14 protein-coding genes and 4 pseudogenes are annotated in these 16072 nt (G+C 69.7%); 10 read left to right on the top strand and 8 right to left on the bottom strand.

The genetic code is table 11. The features are described 5' to 3' along the window. Nucleotides 1-39 precede the first annotated feature (39 nt). The 7 genes and pseudogenes from G4G29_RS24180 to G4G29_RS15525 all read left to right on the top strand — a co-directional run bounded on the left by G4G29_RS24180 (nt 40) and on the right by G4G29_RS15525 (nt 4309). On the top strand, nt 40-354 hold the full coding sequence (locus G4G29_RS24180; protein WP_345941097.1) for a hypothetical protein: 315 nt from the start codon (nt 40-42) through the stop codon (nt 352-354). After that, nucleotides 249-1193, top strand: a pseudogene (locus G4G29_RS15540) (four-carbon acid sugar kinase family protein); the annotation flags it as partial. The gene G4G29_RS24180 and the pseudogene G4G29_RS15540, both read left to right, overlap by 106 nt. Nucleotides 1194-1303: 110 nt before the next feature. Next, nucleotides 1304-1465: a hypothetical protein gene (locus G4G29_RS24175; protein ID WP_345941096.1), complete on the top strand. Its 162-nt coding sequence runs from the start codon at nt 1304-1306 to the stop codon at nt 1463-1465. Then, nucleotides 1462-2352: an NAD(P)-dependent oxidoreductase gene (locus G4G29_RS15535; RefSeq protein ID WP_183150741.1), complete on the top strand. Its 891-nt coding sequence runs from the start codon at nt 1462-1464 to the stop codon at nt 2350-2352. Before G4G29_RS24175 ends, G4G29_RS15535 begins: the two co-directional genes overlap by 4 nt. A 39-nt stretch (nt 2353-2391) precedes the next feature. Beyond that, a complete protein-coding gene (locus G4G29_RS15530) occupies nt 2392-3666 on the top strand; it encodes an SLC13 family permease (RefSeq protein ID WP_244632081.1) in 1275 nt (424 codons plus the stop codon). Further along, a complete protein-coding gene (locus tag G4G29_RS22525; RefSeq protein WP_345941184.1) occupies nt 3549-3812 on the top strand; it encodes a hypothetical protein in 264 nt (87 codons plus the stop codon). The genes G4G29_RS15530 and G4G29_RS22525 overlap by 118 nt, the downstream gene beginning before the upstream one ends. Then, nucleotides 3779-4309, top strand: a complete 531-nt coding sequence (locus G4G29_RS15525; protein WP_309491591.1) for a VOC family protein — start codon at nt 3779-3781, stop codon at nt 4307-4309. The genes G4G29_RS22525 and G4G29_RS15525 overlap by 34 nt, the downstream gene beginning before the upstream one ends. Here G4G29_RS15525 and G4G29_RS15520 read toward each other — a convergent pair. From G4G29_RS15520 to ald, 3 genes are all read right to left on the bottom strand, one after another. Continuing rightward, nucleotides 4267-4704: a hypothetical protein gene (locus G4G29_RS15520; protein ID WP_183150740.1), complete on the bottom strand. Its 438-nt coding sequence runs from the start codon at nt 4702-4704 to the stop codon at nt 4267-4269. The genes G4G29_RS15525 and G4G29_RS15520 overlap by 43 nt on opposite strands. Before the next feature lie 55 nt (nt 4705-4759). Beyond that, complete coding sequence (locus G4G29_RS15515; RefSeq protein WP_183150739.1) at nt 4760-5959, bottom strand: pyridoxal phosphate-dependent aminotransferase; 1200 nt, start codon at nt 5957-5959, stop codon at nt 4760-4762. 81 nt (nt 5960-6040) lie between these two features. Beyond that, nucleotides 6041-7135, bottom strand: coding sequence for an alanine dehydrogenase (gene ald / locus G4G29_RS15510; RefSeq protein WP_183150738.1), 1095 nt, complete (start codon nt 7133-7135; stop codon nt 6041-6043). A gap of 106 nt (nt 7136-7241) precedes the next feature. On the opposite strand from ald, the pseudogene G4G29_RS15505 reads away from it, so the two are divergent. Continuing rightward, nucleotides 7242-7759, top strand: a pseudogene (locus G4G29_RS15505) (Lrp/AsnC family transcriptional regulator). Between the two features lie 16 nt (nt 7760-7775). Here the strand turns inward: G4G29_RS15505 and G4G29_RS15500 are convergent. The 3 genes and pseudogenes from G4G29_RS15500 to aceA form a co-directional block, all read right to left on the bottom strand. Continuing rightward, nucleotides 7776-8207 carry a hypothetical protein gene (locus tag G4G29_RS15500; protein ID WP_183150737.1) on the bottom strand — a complete coding sequence of 144 codons (432 nt, stop codon included), beginning with the start codon at nt 8205-8207 and terminating at the stop codon, nt 7776-7778. Nucleotides 8208-8301: 94 nt separating this feature from the next. After that, nucleotides 8302-9956: pseudogene (aceB, locus tag G4G29_RS15495) on the bottom strand (malate synthase A). Between the two features lie 49 nt (nt 9957-10005). Next, entirely contained in the window at nt 10006-11331 is a 1326-nt protein-coding gene (aceA, locus tag G4G29_RS15490; protein ID WP_183150736.1) for an isocitrate lyase, read from the bottom strand. Nucleotides 11332-11464: 133 nt separating this feature from the next. Here aceA and G4G29_RS15485 point away from each other — a divergent pair, with 133 nt between their 5' ends. Next, the gene (locus tag G4G29_RS15485) at nt 11465-12916 is read left to right on the top strand and encodes a helix-turn-helix domain-containing protein (RefSeq protein ID WP_183150735.1); all 1452 of its coding nucleotides are present in this window, start codon (nt 11465-11467) and stop codon (nt 12914-12916) included. Between the two features lie 116 nt (nt 12917-13032). On the opposite strand, the gene G4G29_RS22520 is transcribed toward G4G29_RS15485, so the two are convergent. Beyond that, nucleotides 13033-13254, bottom strand: coding sequence for a helix-turn-helix domain-containing protein (locus tag G4G29_RS22520; RefSeq protein WP_244632080.1), 222 nt, complete (start codon nt 13252-13254; stop codon nt 13033-13035). Between the two features lie 170 nt (nt 13255-13424). Further along, a pseudogene (locus G4G29_RS24170) lies at nt 13425-14540 on the bottom strand (PucR family transcriptional regulator ligand-binding domain-containing protein); the annotation flags it as partial. A 97-nt stretch (nt 14541-14637) separates the two neighbouring features. On the opposite strand from G4G29_RS24170, the gene gabT reads away from it, so the two are divergent. Continuing rightward, nucleotides 14638-15999, top strand: coding sequence for a 4-aminobutyrate--2-oxoglutarate transaminase (gabT, locus tag G4G29_RS15475; RefSeq protein ID WP_183150734.1), 1362 nt, complete (start codon nt 14638-14640; stop codon nt 15997-15999). The last annotated feature ends 73 nt before the right edge of the window (nt 16000-16072 follow it).

Genomic DNA, 16072 nt, shown 5'->3' with positions numbered 1-16072 from the left:
CCCCAGCCACGGACCATCTCCCGGAACGAAGGAGTTCGAGTGCACATCGACGACCTGCTGGCGCCCCTGCCCGCACCGCTCGAGGTCACCGCCGCCGACGTGCGCGCCGAGGTCGATCCCACCGACGTGCTCATCGTGCTCGACGACGACCCGACCGGAACGCAGTCGGTCGCGAATCTCCCGTGCTCACCCGATGGGAGCGCGCCGATCTCGACGAGGCTCTCGCGACAGGCGCATCCGCCGTCTACGTGCTCACGAACACCCGATCGCTCGACGAAGACGCCGCGGCTGCGCGCAACCGGGAGATCGTCGCGGTGGCGCTCGACGCCGCCGACGCCCAGGGCCGCCACGTGACCTTCGTCTCCCGAAGCGACTCCACTCTCCGGGGGCATTTCCCACTCGAGACCGATGTCCTCTCGGCAGAGGTCGCGGCGCGCACCGGGCGGACTCCTTCGCTTACGCTGCTCATCCCCGCGTTCCCCGACGCCGGTCGGCTCACGGTCGACTCCGTCCACTACTGGGTCACCGACGGCGAGGCCACCCCGGTCGGCGAGACCCCGTTCGCCGCGGATGCCACCTTCGGCTACCGCTCTTCCGATCTGCGCGACTGGGTGGCGGAGAAGACCGGCGGACAGATCCCGGCCTCCGTGGTGGCAGGCCTGCACATCGGCACCATCCGGGCGGGAGTGGACGCCGTCATCGCGTTCCTCGGCGCTCTGCCCGAAGGCGCCGTCGTCGCCGTCGACGTCGTCGAGGAAGCGGACATGAGCACCGTCGCCCTCGCACTGCATCGCCTCCGCGAGAAGAACGTGCTGCTCCGCGTCGGACCGCCCTACGTCCGTGCCCACATCGGGCAGGAGATCGCCGCGCCGATGCGCGCGAAGGACATCCCCTTCGCCCACGACCGCGGCGGGCTGGTCGTGGTGGGCAGTCACGTGCCGCTCACCACCGCACAGCTCGACGCGCTGAAGGCCGCGCGCCCGAACACGCGCACGATCGAGCTCGATGTGCGGGCGCTCATCGGCCCCGACCGCGAGGCGCATCTCGAGGAGCAGGCGCATGCCGCCGCGGCTGCGCTGGACGAGGGAAGCGTGATCGTGCACACGACGCGCGAGCTCGTCACCGGTGCCGACGGGGATGAGAGCCTCGCGATCGCCCGTCGCGTCTCGAGCGGAGTGGTCGACCTCGTGCGCCGCGTGCTCGCGATCGCCCCTCCCCGTTTCGTCATCGCGAAGGGCGGGATCACCTCAGTGACGTCGCCAGCGAGGCCCTCGAGATCCGTCGCGCGACCGTATTGGGGCCCATGCTCCCTGGTCTCGTCTCGCTGTGGCAGCCGGAGACCGGCCCCGCCGTCGGCATCCCCTACGTCGTGTTCGCCGGAAACGTCGGCGACGCGGACTCCCTCGTCACGGTCGTCGCCACTCTCGCAGGCGACGATGGAACCCACCCGGAAGGACAATCATGACAACCACCGTCGCTGTCATCGGACTCGGCGCCATGGGGCTGCCGATGGCCGTACGCCTCGCCCAGCGCTTCACGGTACGCGGCTTCGACATCGCCACCGAACGCATCGCCCTCGCCGCGGAAGCGGGCGTCACGCCCGCCGCATCGGCGGCCGAGGCCGTCGACGGTGCCGACGCCGTGCTGGTCGCCGTTCGTACCGGTGCCCAGCTGGACGAACTGCTCTTCGGAGACGATGGACTCGCCACGCATCTCGCCGATGGTGCGGTCGTGATCCTCACCAGCACCGTCGGCACCGAGGGCATCGAGGCGATCGCCCGGCAGCTCGCCATCCATGGCGCTGAGCTCGTCGACGCACCGCTGTCCGGCGGCCCCGTGCGTGCAGGCGAGGGAGATCTGCTCATCGTCGTCGGCGCGACCCCCGCCGCCGTGGAGACCGCGCGCCCCGTGCTGGAGCAGCTCGCGTCCACGCTGTCCATCGTGGGGGACAAGCCCGGCGACGGGCAGGCTCTGAAGACCGTCAATCAGCTGCTGTGCGGTGTGCACATCGCCGCTGCCGCCGAAGCGCTCGCCCTCGCCGATGCGCTGGGTCTCGACCGCGCCCGCACGCTGGATGCGCTCACCGCGGGAGCGGCGAACTCCTTCATGCTCGGCAACCGCGGCCCCCGTGCGCTCGAGGCGTACGACCCCGAAGGCGCCGAGGTGCTGAGCCGCCTCGACATCTTCGTGAAGGACCTGGGCATCGTGGGCGATGCCGCCCGCCGTGCACACCTTTCCACGCCGGTCGCCGCCGCGGCCGAGCAGCTGTTCCTCCTCGGCGAAGCGCAGGGCCTTGGCGCCCTCGACGACTCTGCCGTCATCCGCGTCGTCGCACCCGAACGACTGTCCTGAGCGCGACGTCGCGCCCTCACTGAAAGAAGAGATCCAGAGATGCTTCCTCTTCCGATCCTCATCCTGATCGGCCTCGCAGGCCTCGGCTTGCTGCTCCTGCTCATCATCCGGTTCAAGATGCAGGCGTTCTACGCCCTCATCCTGGTGTCGATCATCGTCGGCATCGCGGCCGGTCTGCCGCTCACCACGATCCCCGCCGACGGCGATACGCCCGAGCAGCTCGGCGTCATCCAGGCGATCATCGCCGGTGTCGGCGGCACTCTCGGCTCGGTCGCCGTGCTGGTGGCCCTCGGGTCCATGCTCGGCAAGATCATCGAGCTTTCCGGCGGCGCCGAGTCGCTCGCCGGGCGATTCACGGGTTGGCTGGGCCCGAAGCGGGTCGGCATCGCGCTCGTCATCGCCGCCGGCATCCTCGCCATCCCGGTGTTCTTCGACGCCGGCTTCATCATCCTCATCCCCATCGTGTTCGCCTTCTCGAAGGTGGCAGGGCTCAACCCGATCAAGTTCGGGCTCCCGGTCGCTGGCATCATGCTCGCCGTCCATGTCGCGGTGCCCCCGCACCCCGGCATCGTCGGCGGATCCGCGATCCTCGGCGCCGACATCGGCTGGGTGACGATCTTCGCGCTCGCGATCTCCGTGCCGCTCGGCGTGCTGTCGTATCTCGTCGCCAAGTGGATCAACACCCGTGAGTTCGCGATGCTCGCAGCCACGAAGGAGATGTACGACAACTTCGGCACCGACCGGTCCACGCTCAGCGGCGGGCTCGGCGAGGGCGAGAAGGCTCCGGGCGCGGGCACGGTCCTCGGCCTCATCCTGCTGCCGCTCGTGCTCATCATGCTCGGCACCGCCGTGGCCCCGTTGTTCGAGAAGGGGTCGTTCTGGAACGGCTTCCTCAGCATGATCGGTCAGCCGATCTTCGCCCTCATGGTCGCGATCGCCGCAGCCATGTACCTGCTCGGCATCCGGCGTGGCTGGTCGGCGGCGCACCTCGGCGAGGTCATGGAATCTGCTCTGCCCGCCGCCGCCGTCATCATCCTGGTGACGGGAGCCGGAGGAGCCTTCGGCCGCGTCCTCACCGAGACCGGCATCGGCGGCGCGGTCGCCGATGTGCTCGCCTCGAGCGGGATGCCGCTGCTCCTGGCGGCCTTCCTGATCTCGCTCATCATGCGCGCCGCTCAGGGTCGGCCACCGTCGCCATCGCCACGACCGCAGGGCTTCTGCTGCCCTCGGTCGCCGCGATGGGGCTCGACACCGTGCACACCGCGCTTCTCGCCGTCGCGATCGGCTACGGCGCGCTCGGCCTCAGCCACGTGAACGACTCGGGCTTCTGGGTGGTCACGCGGTACCTCGGCCTCTCGGTCAAGGACGGCCTGCGCACCTGGACTCCGCTCACCACGGTCCTGGGCGTGGCAGGCTTCGCGCTCACATGGGTGCTGTACGCGGCGATCCCCGTCGCCTGATCGCGTGCCAACGGACGGCCGTCACCTTCGGGTGGCGGCCGTTCGTCGTGCTGGTCTCGGTGGCCGACGTCGGCCGGTGGCGCTACGCTCGCGGCATGAGCGGACTGATCCCGTACCTGCTGTTCCCCGGCAACGCCGCGGAGGCGCTGCGTCATTACCAGTCGGTGTTCGGCGGTGAGCTGCAGCTGCTCGACTACGCGACGGCCGGCCGGCATGATGGGCCGGGCGATGCCGTCGCGCACGGACAGCTGAGCGGACTCGTCGAACTCGCCGGAGCCGACGCCGGCGCCGACGACGACGCGGTGCAGATGGGCGGCATGTTCCTGTCGCTGCTCGGCACGGCCGATGCGCTGACGCTGACCGACTGGTACGACGCGCTCGCCGCCGACGGTCGCGTGATCGACGCGCTGCAGAAGCGCCCGTGGGGCGACTACGACGGCACGCTCGTCGACCGCTACGGCATCCGCTGGCTGATCGGCTTCCACCCCGAGGACTGAGGCATCCCGCTGCCGAAGTGGGGACGAGAAGACGGGAGGAAGATCAACACGACCGCCGCAGTGGTGAGAGCGAGGGCCGCGAGGCCGACCGGGAACTCCCAGGTCGTGGCCGTTGCCGCCGGAACGTAGAGCGCGAGCGGGAGCGGGAACAGCAGGGTCGCGTATCGGGCCCACGATGTTCGTCTTGCGACGAGCACGGTGATGGTCGTGTAGACGACCACCGGGACGAAGGGGAGCACGCTGAGCAACTGTCGCCACTCTCCTCCCCAGTACCAGAGGAAGGAAGCGACCACGAGGGAGAGGAAGAAGACCAGAACGGTCACCGTGATCAGGATGGCGAAGGCCACCCGCAGAGTCACCGGCATCCGCTCACCCTCTGCCTCGCCGTCGTCCATGCCTCCAGTATCGTCGATGCGCCCCTCGCACGGGTCTCGGGCGAGGTGCAGCAGCTCAGGCGAACAGCTGCTGCAACCGATGCACGCCCTCGAGGAGCTGGTCGTCGCCGAGCGCATACGACATACGGATGTAGCCGGAGGGGCCGAACGCCTCGCCGGGGACGACCGCGACCTCCGCCTGGTCGAGGATGAGGTCGGCGAGCTCGAGCGAGGTGGTCGGCGTCACACCGCCCCAGGTGCGACCGAGAAGGCCCTGCACGTCGGGGTACACGTAGAACGCGCCGAGCGGGTTCGGCACCACGAGGCCCTCGATCTTCGACAGCTCCGAGACGATGAGGCGGCGGCGACGGTCGAAGGCCTCGCGGAACTGCTCTGCCTCGGTCTGCGGACCGTTGAGAGCGGCGATCGCGGCCTTCTGGGCGACGTTGTTCACGTTGCTCGTGAGATGCGACTGCAGGTTGCCTGCGACCTTGATGGCGTCGGCGGGTCCGACCATCCAGCCCACACGCCATCCGGTCATGGCATAGGTCTTCGCGACGCCGTTGACGAGGATCGTCTGACCGGCGACCTCGGGGACGGCTTCGACGATCGAGGTGGCCTTGACGCCCTCGTAGGTGAGGTTCTGGTAGATCTCGTCGCTGATGATCCAGATGCCGTGCTCGAGCGCCCACTCGCCGATGGCCTTGGTCTCGTCGGCGGTGTACACCGAGCCCGTGGGGTTCGACGGCGACACGAAGACGAGCGCGGTGGTGCGCGCGGTGCGCGCGGCCTCGAGCTGCGCGACCGTGACCTTGTACTCCTGGTCCGCTCCGGCGAACACCTCGACGGGGGTGCCGTCGGCGAGGCGGATGGCCTCGGGGTAAGTGGTCCAGTACGGCGCGGGGAGCAGCACCTCGTCGCCCGGGTTCACCACGGCCTGGAACGCCTGGTACACCGACTGCTTGCCGCCGTTGGTGACGATCACCTGACTGGGAGAGACCTCGAGACCGGAGTCGCGGAGGGTCTTCGCGGCGATCGCCTCGCGCAGCGCAGGCAGTCCGGGCGCGGGGGTGTACCGGTAGCTCGCCGGGTCGGCCAGGGCCTCGGCCGCAGCATCCACGATGAACTGCGGTGTCGCGAAGTCGGGCTCGCCCGCGGCATACGAGATGACGTTCTTGCCTTCGGCCTTGAGGGCCTTGGCCTTGGCGTCGACCTTGAGGGTCGCGGACTCGGCGATGGCGGACAGCTTGCGAGAGAGAGGAGCGCGTTCGGTCACGGTTACGAGCGTACTCGGGTCGCTGGGTACGGCGAGGTGTGGGATGCCGCCAAGATCCGAGGTTCTTTCGGGTTCGGAAGGTCAGCCCGCGGAGAGGCCGTGCGCCTGCGCGACGGCGTCCAGGGTGATGCGTCCCCCCTGCACGTTCAGGCCCTTCGCGAGCGCCGCGTCCTCGGACGCCGCGCGCTCCCAGCCCTTGCCCGCGATCGCCGATACGTAGGGCAGCGTCGCGTTGGTGAGCGACCGCGTCGCCGTCTCGGGAACCGCGCCGGGCATGTTCGCGACGCAGTAGTAGATCGAGTCGTGCACCGCGAACGTCGGATCGTCGTGCGTGGTGGGCTTCGACCCCTCGAAGCATCCGCCCTGGTCGATCGCGATGTCGACGAGGACGGAGCCGGGCTTCATCGTGGCGACCATGTCGTCGGTCACGAGCTTGGGGGCGGCCGCGCCGGGGATGAGCACGGACCCGATCACGAGGTCGGCCGTCTTGAGCTCCTCTGCGATGTCGTAGCGGCTCGAGGCGCGCGTCTCGAGCGCGCCGCCGTAGCGGTGCTCGAGCTCGCGCAGGCGCGGCAGCGAGACATCGATCACGGTGACCTTCGAGCCGAGGCCCAGCGCGTTCGCCGCGGCGTGCTCGCCTGCGACGCCGCCGCCGATCACGACGGTCTTGGCGCGGGGAGTTCCCGCGATGCCGCCGAGCAGCATCCCGCGACCGCCCTGGGAGCGCAGCAGCGAGTAGGACCCCATGGTGACCGAGAGCCGCCCGGCGATCTCGCTCATCGGCACGAGCAGAGGCAGGCTGCGATCGGGCAGCTGCACGGTCTCGTAGGCGACGGCGGTGGTGCCCGCCGCGACGAGGGCCTCGGTGAGCGCGCGGTCGGCGGCCAGGTGCAGGTAGGTGAAGAGCGTGAGGTCATCGCGCAGGAAGCCGTACTCCTGGGCGATGGGTTCCTTGACCTTGATGACGAGGTCGGCCTCGCCCCAGGCCTCGGCTGCGGTTCCGACGATCTCGGCACCGGCGTCGCGGTAGTCGTCGTCCGTGATGCGCGAGCCGAGACCCGCACCGGACTGCACGAGCACGCGGTGGCCCTCATGCACCAGGCGGTCGGCGCCGGCGGGAGTGAGGGAGACGCGGTTCTCGTTGTTCTTGACCTCGGTGGGGACGCCGATCTTCATTGATCCTCCAGGGTGATGTGCGCGGGTCGGCACCCAGGATCGCAGAAACATCGATGGAACAACAGAATCAGTGAAGATCATTCGTCAGGGCGAAAGATCCTGAATAATGCTTCGTATGGAGACGACCTCTGACGCCGCGGAGCCGAACACCGTTCGGGCCCCGGCCCTCGATGCGATCGACGCGAGGATCGTGCAGCTTCTCACAGCAGACGGACGCATGACGAACGCGGAACTCGCCGGTCGCCTCGGCGTCGCGCCGTCGACCGCCCATGCCCGGCTCCGGGCCCTCGTCGACCGGGGGTCATCACGGGGTTCCACGCGAGCGTGGACGAGCGGATGCTGGGCGCTGGACTCCAAGCCGTCATCGGCGTCACGCTGCGTCCGAGTGGCCGGCGGGAGAGCATCGTCGAGTTCGCGGACCGCGTGCGGGTGCTGCCCCAGGTGATCCAGGTGTTCTTCCTCGGCGGAGACGACGACTTCCTGCTGCACATCGCGGTCGCCGACTCTTCGGAGATGCGCGAATTCGTGCTCGAGCACCTCTCGGCGCAGAGCAGCGTCGCCTCCACGCGCACGAGCATCGTGTTCGACTACCACCGCAACTCGGTGGCCGCGTCGTTCCGGTGAACGTCGCGGGAGTGCGTCAGGCGCCGTACGAGGCCGGCAGCGCGCAGTAGTCGGCGAACCGACGCTTCGGGTGGGCCGGGTCGGAGACATCGACGATCGAACCCGCGACGGTGTGCGGCGGCTCGTCGCCCGCCAACTGCCACAGCGCGTAGTTCCACATGCCCCTGGTGCGTTCGCCGATCAGGGCGGCCGGGCCCGAGACGAGCAGGACGTCGTCGCTCTTCGGTCCTTCCCGGAACGCGCTGACCACGGTGCGCAGCTCGCCCTCCTCGCCCTCCGGAGAGTGCTCCCGGACGACGTGCTGTCCCGACGCCGTCAGTGCGGTGGCGAGTTCGTCGGCCGCCTGTCGCGAGCGCTCGGCATCCGCCCCGGCCACCGTGAGCAGCCGCCGCCCGCGCGGGTAGAAGTGCAGGAACTCGGTGGCGATGTCCGCCCAGACGTCGGTCATGCTTCCAGGCTACGCCCGCGTGCCCGCGCCGGCTCCGGACACGGAAGCCCCCGGGTCACAGCATCAGCCATGGCCCGGGGGCTCTTCCGCGCGCTCAGTCCTCGTCGACCAGGAACCGGCTGTATGCGCCCAGGGTGAGGAACGTGGGGAACTCCTCTTGCAGCGCGACCTCGCGGAAGATCTCCGCCGCGTCGTCATAGCGGTCGCCGTGGCTGCGGGTCGCCTGGGCGAGCACCTGGGCGATCAGCCCCTCGATGTACTCCGCCGTGATCGGGGTGCCGTCCTGCGTGGTGCGGTCCTGGTGGATCCACTGCCACACCTGCGAGCGGCTGATCTCGGCCGTCGCCGCATCCTCCATCAGGTTGTCGATCGCCACGGCGCCGAGTCCGCGCAGCCAGGCCTCCAGGTAGCGGATGGCGACCGACACGTTGTCGCGCACGCCCTGGGCGGTGATCGGACGGCCGATGTGCAGGTCGAGCAGGTCGCGCGCCTCGACGTGGACATCGTCCCGCTGCCGGTCGACCTGGTTGGGGCGCTCGCCGAGCACCGCGTCGAACTCGGCCTGAGCTGTGGGGATCAGGTCGGGGTGCGCGACCCACGTGCCGTCGAAGCCGTCGCCGGCCTCGCGCTTCTTGTCGGCCGAGACCTTCTCGATGGCCCGCGCCGTCACCTCGGGGTCGCGGCGGTTCGGGATGAACGCGCTCATGCCGCCGATCGCGAAGGCTCCCCGCTTGTGGCAGGTCTGCACGAGCAGGTCGGTGTACGCCCGCATGAACGGCACCGTCATCGTGACCTCGCTGCGGTCGGGAAGCACGAAGCGCGCTCCGCGACCTCGGTAGTTCTTGATGATCGAGAAGATGTAGTCCCAGCGTCCGGCGTTGAGGCCGGCGCAGTGGTCGCGCAACTCGTAGAGGATCTCGTCCATCTCGAACGCCGCAGGCAGGGTCTCGATCAGCACGGTCGCCCGGATCGTGCCGTGCGGGATGCCGATGTACTCCTCGCTGAACGAGAAGACGTCGTCCCACAGCTTCGCCTCTTCGCTCGACTCGAGCTTGGCGATGTAGAAGTACGGCCCGCGGCCGGCCTCGATCAGCGCCTGCGCGTTGTGCAGGAAGTACAGACCGAAGTCGACGAGGGAGGCGGATGCCGAGGTGCGACGGCCGGCGCGGTCCGTGAAGGCGATGTGCTTCTCGGGCAGGTGCCAGCCGCGAGGGCGCATCACGATCGTGGGGTGCGCTCGGCCGTGACGTGGTACTCCTTGCCCTCCGGTGACGTGAACGACAGCTCGCCGCGGATGGCGTCGTGGAGGGAGAGCTGACCCTCGATCACGTTCTTCCAGGTCGGACTCGTGGCGTCCTCCTGGTCGGCCAGCCACACCCGCGCACCCGAGTTGAGCGCGTTGATCGTCATCTTCGGGTCGGTGGGCCCGGTGATCTCGACGCGGCGGTCCTCGAGCCCGGGGCCGGCGCCGGCGACGCGCCAGTCCCGGTCCTCGCGGATGTGCGCGGTGTCGTCGCGGAAGCGGGGGTCGTGTCCGTTGCCGATCTCGAATCGGCGGCGCATCCGGTCGGCGAGCCGGTCGTGACGGCGGGACGCGAACCGGTGGTGCAGCTCGGTGAGGAAGGCGATCGCCTCGGGGGTGAGGATCTCGTCGTAGCGGTCGCGGAGGGGTCCGGTGACCTCGATCGCCGGACCCTGCTGGGTCGTCTGGATGGGAGCCGTGGTCGGGGGAGCGGTGGGAGTGGTCATGATCTGAAGTCCTTCGGTGTGCGTCGCGATGCGAAGAAGGCGGCGGGGATCAATGGAACTGCGCGGCTTCGGTGGAGCCGGCGAGGGCGAGCGTCGCGCTGTCGGGGTTGAGCGCGGTGGAGATGACGTCGAAGTAGCCGGTGCCCGCCTCGCGCTGGTGCTTGGTGGCGGTGTAGCCGTCCGCCTCGGCGGCGAACTCGGCTTCCTGCAGCTCGACGTACGCGCTCATGGCGCGTTCGGCGTAGCCGCGGGCGAGGTCGAACATCGAGTGGTTCAGGGCGTGGAAGCCGGCCAGGGTGATGAACTGGAACTTGTAGCCCAGATCGGCCAGCTCCTGCTGGAAGGTCGCGATCTCCGCGTCGGAGAGGTGGCGCTTCCAGTTGAAGCTCGGTGAGCAGTTGTAGGCCAGGAGTTTACCGGGGAACTGCGCGTGGATCGCGGCGGCGAACTCCCGGGCGAGGGCGATGTCGGGCTCGCCCGTCTCGACCCACAGCAGGTCGGCGTAGGGGGCGAAGGCGAGTCCGCGGCTGATGACCGACTCGATGCCGGGGCGGATCCGATAGAACCCCTCGGTGGTGCGCTCACCGGTGGTGAACTGCTGGTCGCGCTCGTCGACGTCGCTGGTGAGCAGGTCGGCGGCGAGGGCATCCGTGCGGGCGATGATGACGGTCGGCACGCCGGCGACGTCCGCCGCGAGGCGGGCGGCGTTCAGGGTGCGGATGTGCTGCTGCGTCGGCACGAGCACCTTGCCGCCGAGGTGGCCGCACTTCTTCTCGCTGGCCAGCTGGTCCTCCCAGTGGATGCCTGCCGCACCGGACTGGATGAGCGACTGCGCGAGCTCGTAGGCGTTGAGAGGTCCGCCGAATCCGGCTTCGGCATCGGCGACGATCGGCGCGAGCCAGTCCTGCGTCGTCTCGCCCTCGGCGTGCTCGAGCTGGTCCTGGCGGATGAGGGCGTTGTTGATGCGGCGCACGACGGCCGGAACGGAGTTCGCGGGGTAGAGCGACTGGTCGGGGTAGGTCTGACCCGCGAGGTTGCCGTCTGCGGCGACCTGCCACCCGGAGAGGTAGATGGCCTTGAGCCCTGCGCGCACCTGCTGCACGGCCTGGCCTCCGGTGTAGGCGCCGAGCGCCCTGACGTAGTCCTCGGTGTGCAGGAGATTCCAGAGGTTGTCGGCGCCGCGGTGCGCGAGGGTCGACTCCTCCCTGACCGAGCCGCGGATGCGGATGACGTCTTCGGCGCTGTAGGTGCGCTCGACGCCGTCCCAGCGGGGGTCGGTGTCCCAGACCTCCCGGAGTTCGGCGGCCGTCTGAACCTGGTCGCCGGCTCGCAGACCGGCGGGGCGGGGCGTCGGGGTGTTGGCGGTGTTCGTCATGGTGTCTCCTCGGTGGATCCGGCGGCTGTGCCGGAGTGGCGTGGTTCCACTGTGGGTGAAGATCTGAGGCCTTGGCGACCGATATCACAGAGAAGATCGCTCGAAATTCTGTTTCTGTGACAGAATCGGCCCCATGAGCACCGTCGACGTTGCAGAAGAGACCGATGCCCTCACGATCGGTCGCCGCATCCGCCAGCTCCGGACGGCGAAGGGCATGACCCTGGATGACCTCGCATCGGCCGTGGACCGGGCACCCAGCCAGCTGTCGATGATCGAGACCGGCAAGCGCGAGCCGAAGCTCACGCAGCTGCAGGCGATCGCCAGGGCGCTCGGCGTCACGATCGAGGCGCTGCTGGAGGGCGAGCCGCTCGACGAGCGCAGCGCGGTCGAGATCGCCCTGGAGCGTGCGATGAAGGGGCAGACCTTCCAGGCGCTCGGAATCGAGCCGTTCCGCATCGCGAAGAGTCTGCCGATGGATGCGCTGAAGGCGCTGCTCGCGCTGCACGGAGAGATCGACAGGCTCAAAGACGAGCGCGCCGCGACCCCGGAGGAAGCGCGGCGGGCGAACGTCGAACTGCGACACCTGATGCGGCGGCAGGACAATCACTTCGCCGACCTGGAGGAGAAGGCCGCCGAGATCCTCGCTGCGGTCCGACACCCCGGTGGCCCGCTGACCCAGCGCACGGCCTCCGAGATCGCGGCCTATCTGGGTTTCACCCTGCACTACGCCCCCGACCTGCCGCAGACGACCCGGAGCGTCGCCGACCTCGCGAACGGGCGACTGTATCTGTCGAGCAGCGTGCCGGCGAAGGGCGATGCTCGCACCGCGGTGCTGCAGGCCCTGTCGAGTCGCATCCTCGGGCACTCCGAGCCGCGCAGTTACGCCGAGTTCCTTCGGCAGCGCGTCGAGACCAACTACCTGACCGGTGCGCTCCTCATCCCGGAGTCGCATGTCGTGCCTGCGCTGAAAGACGCCAAGCAGCGGAGGGCGATCTCGATCGAAGATCTACGAGACGCCTACTCCGTGTCGTATGAGACGGCCGCGCACCGCTTCACCAACCTCGCCACCCGCCACCTCGACATCTCGGTGCACTTCCTCAAGGTGCACGAGTCGGGGACCATCACGAAGGCGTATGAGAACGACGACGTGAACTTCCCGACCGACCGCCTCGGTGCCATCGAGGGGCAGATGTGCTGCCGCCGGTGGACCTCGCGGGTCGTGTTCGACGAGGACGACCGGTTCAACCCGTACTACCAGTACACCGACACCGGCAACGGCACGTACTGGTGCACCGCCCGGGTCGAGTCCTCGAGCGAGGGCCTGCACTCCGTGAGCGTCGGCGTGCGCTTCGACGACACGAAATGGTTCGTGGGGCGCGACACCCCGCATCGCGGCGTCTCGAAGCACTCGGTCGAGGTGTGCTGCCGCCGGGCCCCGGCCGACCTGGAGGAGCGCTGGCGCGAGAACTCCTGGCCCAACGTGAAGACTCCGCGGACGCTGCTCGCGACATTGCCGACCGGCGCCTTCCCCGGTGTGGACACCACCGACGTGTACGAGTTCCTCGAGGCGCACGCCCCGAGCTAGTCCGCCCGCGCCCGCCCCCGCGCGAGTGCACGGGGTGCTGCCGAGCGCACGGGAAGACGACGGGAACACGCCGTGCACCCGGCAGGATGCCGTGCACCCGGGGGAGGGGGCGCGGGTCAGTCGCGGGCGGTCTGCAACACGGTCCAGAGCTCGGCCCTGGCGGGGAACGTCGACAGGTCGACGTCGAGCAGCGTGCCGGCCTGCGTGATGCGGGAGCGCAGGGTGTGCCGATGGATGCCGAGCGCGGCGGCCGCGGACTCAGCCCTCGCGTCGTGCTCGAGCCAGGTGCGCAGCGACCGTTCGAGTTCGGCCCCGGTGCGCGCGTCGTGTTCGCGCACGGGGCGAGCCGAGACTCCGCGACCAGACGCGCCTCATCCGTGGCGAGCGCCGTGAGGATGCTCGACCCCACCGTGTCCGCGTACCGGGCGACGCCGTGCACCCCCTGCTGCCGCAACGCCGTGAGCGCCTGTGCGTGCGCGCGGCCGAACGAGTCGTACGTGTCGGGGTCGGAGGCGCCGATGCGGACGCCGAACCGCGCGGCCACCTCGTCGAGCAGGGTTTCGTCGTCGGCCGACACGCACATCGTGACGCCGTCCTCGGACTCGGCGAGGAACACCGCGGTCCCGTGCTCGGCGCGGTGTCTCTCCCACCAATCGGTGAGCGGACCGGCCGGGGCGTCTGCGGCGACGGCGACGACGATCGGGGCAGGGGGCAGACTGCCCAGCACCCTTCTGGCGAGAGCGGGGTCGTCGGCGAGCAACGACCCGAGCAGCTGCGAGTGCAGGCGTCGACGGCTCCTCGCGAGCTGCTCGCTCTGCTCCATCGCGAGTCCGGCCATGGCGATCACCGAGGTGACGACGGATCGCGCCTCGGGGTCGAGCGCATCGATGGCCAGCGCGATCACTCCGCGGAGGTGGCCGCCGCGTCCCACGGTGAAGAGCATGAACGTGTCCTCGCCGAGGGTGAGCGACTGCCCGGCCTCCAACCCGCGGGTGAGGATCTCCATCACCCGCTCGCCGAGCGCGTCGAGCACGTCCGCGTCGAGCCTGTCGCGCGGGTGCGAGGTCACGGCGGCCCCCGCGGCATCGAACATCCCGGCCCAGACCCCGAGTCGCCGCCCGAGCTCGGCGATGGTGGCGTCGAGTCCGCTCGGACGCAGCGCCGCGAGCGCGAGGGCACGCTGGGTGTCCAGCGCCCAGGAGCGCCGCGCATAGGCCTGAGCGGCGATGGCCTCGGAGTGGGCGCGGGCCACGGCGATGAAGGGAGTGCGGTACGGCACGGCGAACAACGGCATCTCGTGGGCGTCGCATGCGGCGACGAGTTCGTCCGGGATCCCGGAGCGATGCACGTCGGTGCCGAATCCGAGCCCGAGGACACCCCGGTCGGCGAGGCGACCGACGTAGGTGTCGACGTCGACCGCCTCGTCGAACTGGGTCCCCGTGGTCAACAACGCCAGGTCTTCCGACAGGAAGGGCGTCGGGTCCGCCAGGTCGGAGCTGTGCACCCAGCGCAGCGGGCGGTCGAGCGCTCCCTCCGCCAGGTCGCTCTCGCGCGGCACGAGCGTGAGGCCGAGATCTCGTCGACGGAGCAGGGCGCGCAGGGTCGGCTGGTCGGTGGTGACCATCGAGATCCTCCCGAATGTACAGAGTGGCGAAACCGTCTCCTAGATTGTACGGGTCGGTGAGTGCGAGGGCCTCGGCCCCGGACGTACGCTCGCGAACATGGCACTCCTCGACACCGCAGCCCCCGCAGTCCCTCTCGGCGGACCCGACCTCCCGCAGGAGCGTCGCCTGGTCACCGACCTCCCCGGACCCCGCTCGGCCGAGATCCTGGCGCGCAAGGCGGATGCCGTGGCCGCCGGTGTCGGCCACACCGTGCCGATCGCCGCCGTCGCGGCGGGCGGCGGAGTGGTCGTCGACGCCGACGGCAACTCGCTCATCGATCTCGGCTCCGGCATCGCCGTGACCACGGTGGGCAACGCCCACCCCAAGGTCGCCGCGGCCGTCGCCGCCCAGGCCGCGCAGTTCACGCACACCTGCTTCATGATCTCGCCGTACGAGTCGTACGTCGGCGTCGCGGAAGCACTCAACCGCGTCACGCCCGGCGACTTCGCGAAGAAGAGCGCGCTGTTCAACTCGGGTGCCGAGGCGGTCGAGAACGCGATCAAGATCGCCCGCAAGCACACCGGTCGCCAGGCGGTCGTCGCTTTCGACCACGGCTACCACGGCCGCACCAACCTGACCATGGCGCTCACCGCCAAGTCGATGCCGTACAAGAGCGGTTTCGGCCCGTTCGCCCCCGAGGTCTACCGCGCGCCGATGTCGTACCCGTTCCGCGACGGGCTCGAGGGCGGCGAAGCCGCGGCCCGCGTCATCCTCCAGCTCGAGAAGCAGATCGGCGCCGACAACCTCGCTGCCGTCATCATCGAGCCGATCCAGGGCGAGGGCGGCTTCATCGTCCCAGCCGACGGGTTCCTCCCGGCGATCGTGGACTGGTGCCGCGCGAACGGCGTGGTGTTCATCGCGGATGAGGTCCAGACCGGCTTCGCCCGCACCGGCCACATGTTCGCGAGTGAGATCTTCGGCATCGAGCCCGACCTCATCACCACCGCCAAGGGCATCGCCGGCGGCCTTCCGCTCGCCGCCGTGACCGGACGCGCCGAGATCATGGACGCCTCGCACTCCGGTGGTCTGGGCGGCACCTACGGCGGGAACCCGATCGCCTGTGCGGCGGCGCTCGCCGCGATCGATGTGTTCGAGAACGACGGCGTGATCGAGCGGGCGCGTGAGATCGGCAGCATCCTCACGGACCGTCTCGCGGCGATCCAGCAGGACGACCCGCGCGTCGGCGACGTCCGCGGTCACGGCGCGATGATCGCCGCCGAGTTCGTCGACCCCGAGACCAAGGCACCGGACGCCGCACTCACGGCCGCGGTCGCGAAGGCGTGCATCGCCCAGGGCGTCATCGTGCTCACCTGCGGAACGTACGGCAACGTCATCCGCTTCCTTCCTCCGCTGTCGATCGGCGACGACCTGCTGAACGAGGGTCTCGACGTCGTCACCGCTGCGCTCGCCGCAGCCTGACCCCTTACGTCCGGTCGCGACCCTGATCGGGGGATTTCGGGTCGCGACCGGCACTACCTCCCCCAACGAAGGA

It is taken from the genome of Microbacterium sp. Se63.02b (genome assembly GCF_014171575.1).
Taxonomy (GTDB): domain Bacteria; phylum Actinomycetota; class Actinomycetes; order Actinomycetales; family Microbacteriaceae; genus Microbacterium.
Note: the sequence above shows the minus strand (reverse complement) of the source record. Positions and strands in the feature narration are given on the sequence as shown.

Coding starts and splice junctions, on each gene's coding strand:
- G4G29_RS24175 (WP_345941096.1), top strand. CDS start 1,304: ATGCTCCCTGGTCTCGTCTCGCTGTGGCAGCCGGAGACCGGCCCCGCC.
- G4G29_RS15535 (WP_183150741.1), top strand. CDS start 1,462: ATGACAACCACCGTCGCTGTCATCGGACTCGGCGCCATGGGGCTGCCG.
- G4G29_RS15530 (WP_244632081.1), top strand. CDS start 2,392: ATGCTTCCTCTTCCGATCCTCATCCTGATCGGCCTCGCAGGCCTCGGC.
- G4G29_RS15525 (WP_309491591.1), top strand. CDS start 3,779: ATGGGTGCTGTACGCGGCGATCCCCGTCGCCTGATCGCGTGCCAACGG.
- G4G29_RS15520 (WP_183150740.1), bottom strand. CDS start 4,704: ATGGACGACGGCGAGGCAGAGGGTGAGCGGATGCCGGTGACTCTGCGG.
- ald (WP_183150738.1), bottom strand. CDS start 7,135: ATGAAGATCGGCGTCCCCACCGAGGTCAAGAACAACGAGAACCGCGTC.
- G4G29_RS15500 (WP_183150737.1), bottom strand. CDS start 8,207: ATGACCGACGTCTGGGCGGACATCGCCACCGAGTTCCTGCACTTCTAC.
- aceA (WP_183150736.1), bottom strand. CDS start 11,331: ATGACGAACACCGCCAACACCCCGACGCCCCGCCCCGCCGGTCTGCGA.
- G4G29_RS15485 (WP_183150735.1), top strand. CDS start 11,465: ATGAGCACCGTCGACGTTGCAGAAGAGACCGATGCCCTCACGATCGGT.
- gabT (WP_183150734.1), top strand. CDS start 14,638: ATGGCACTCCTCGACACCGCAGCCCCCGCAGTCCCTCTCGGCGGACCC.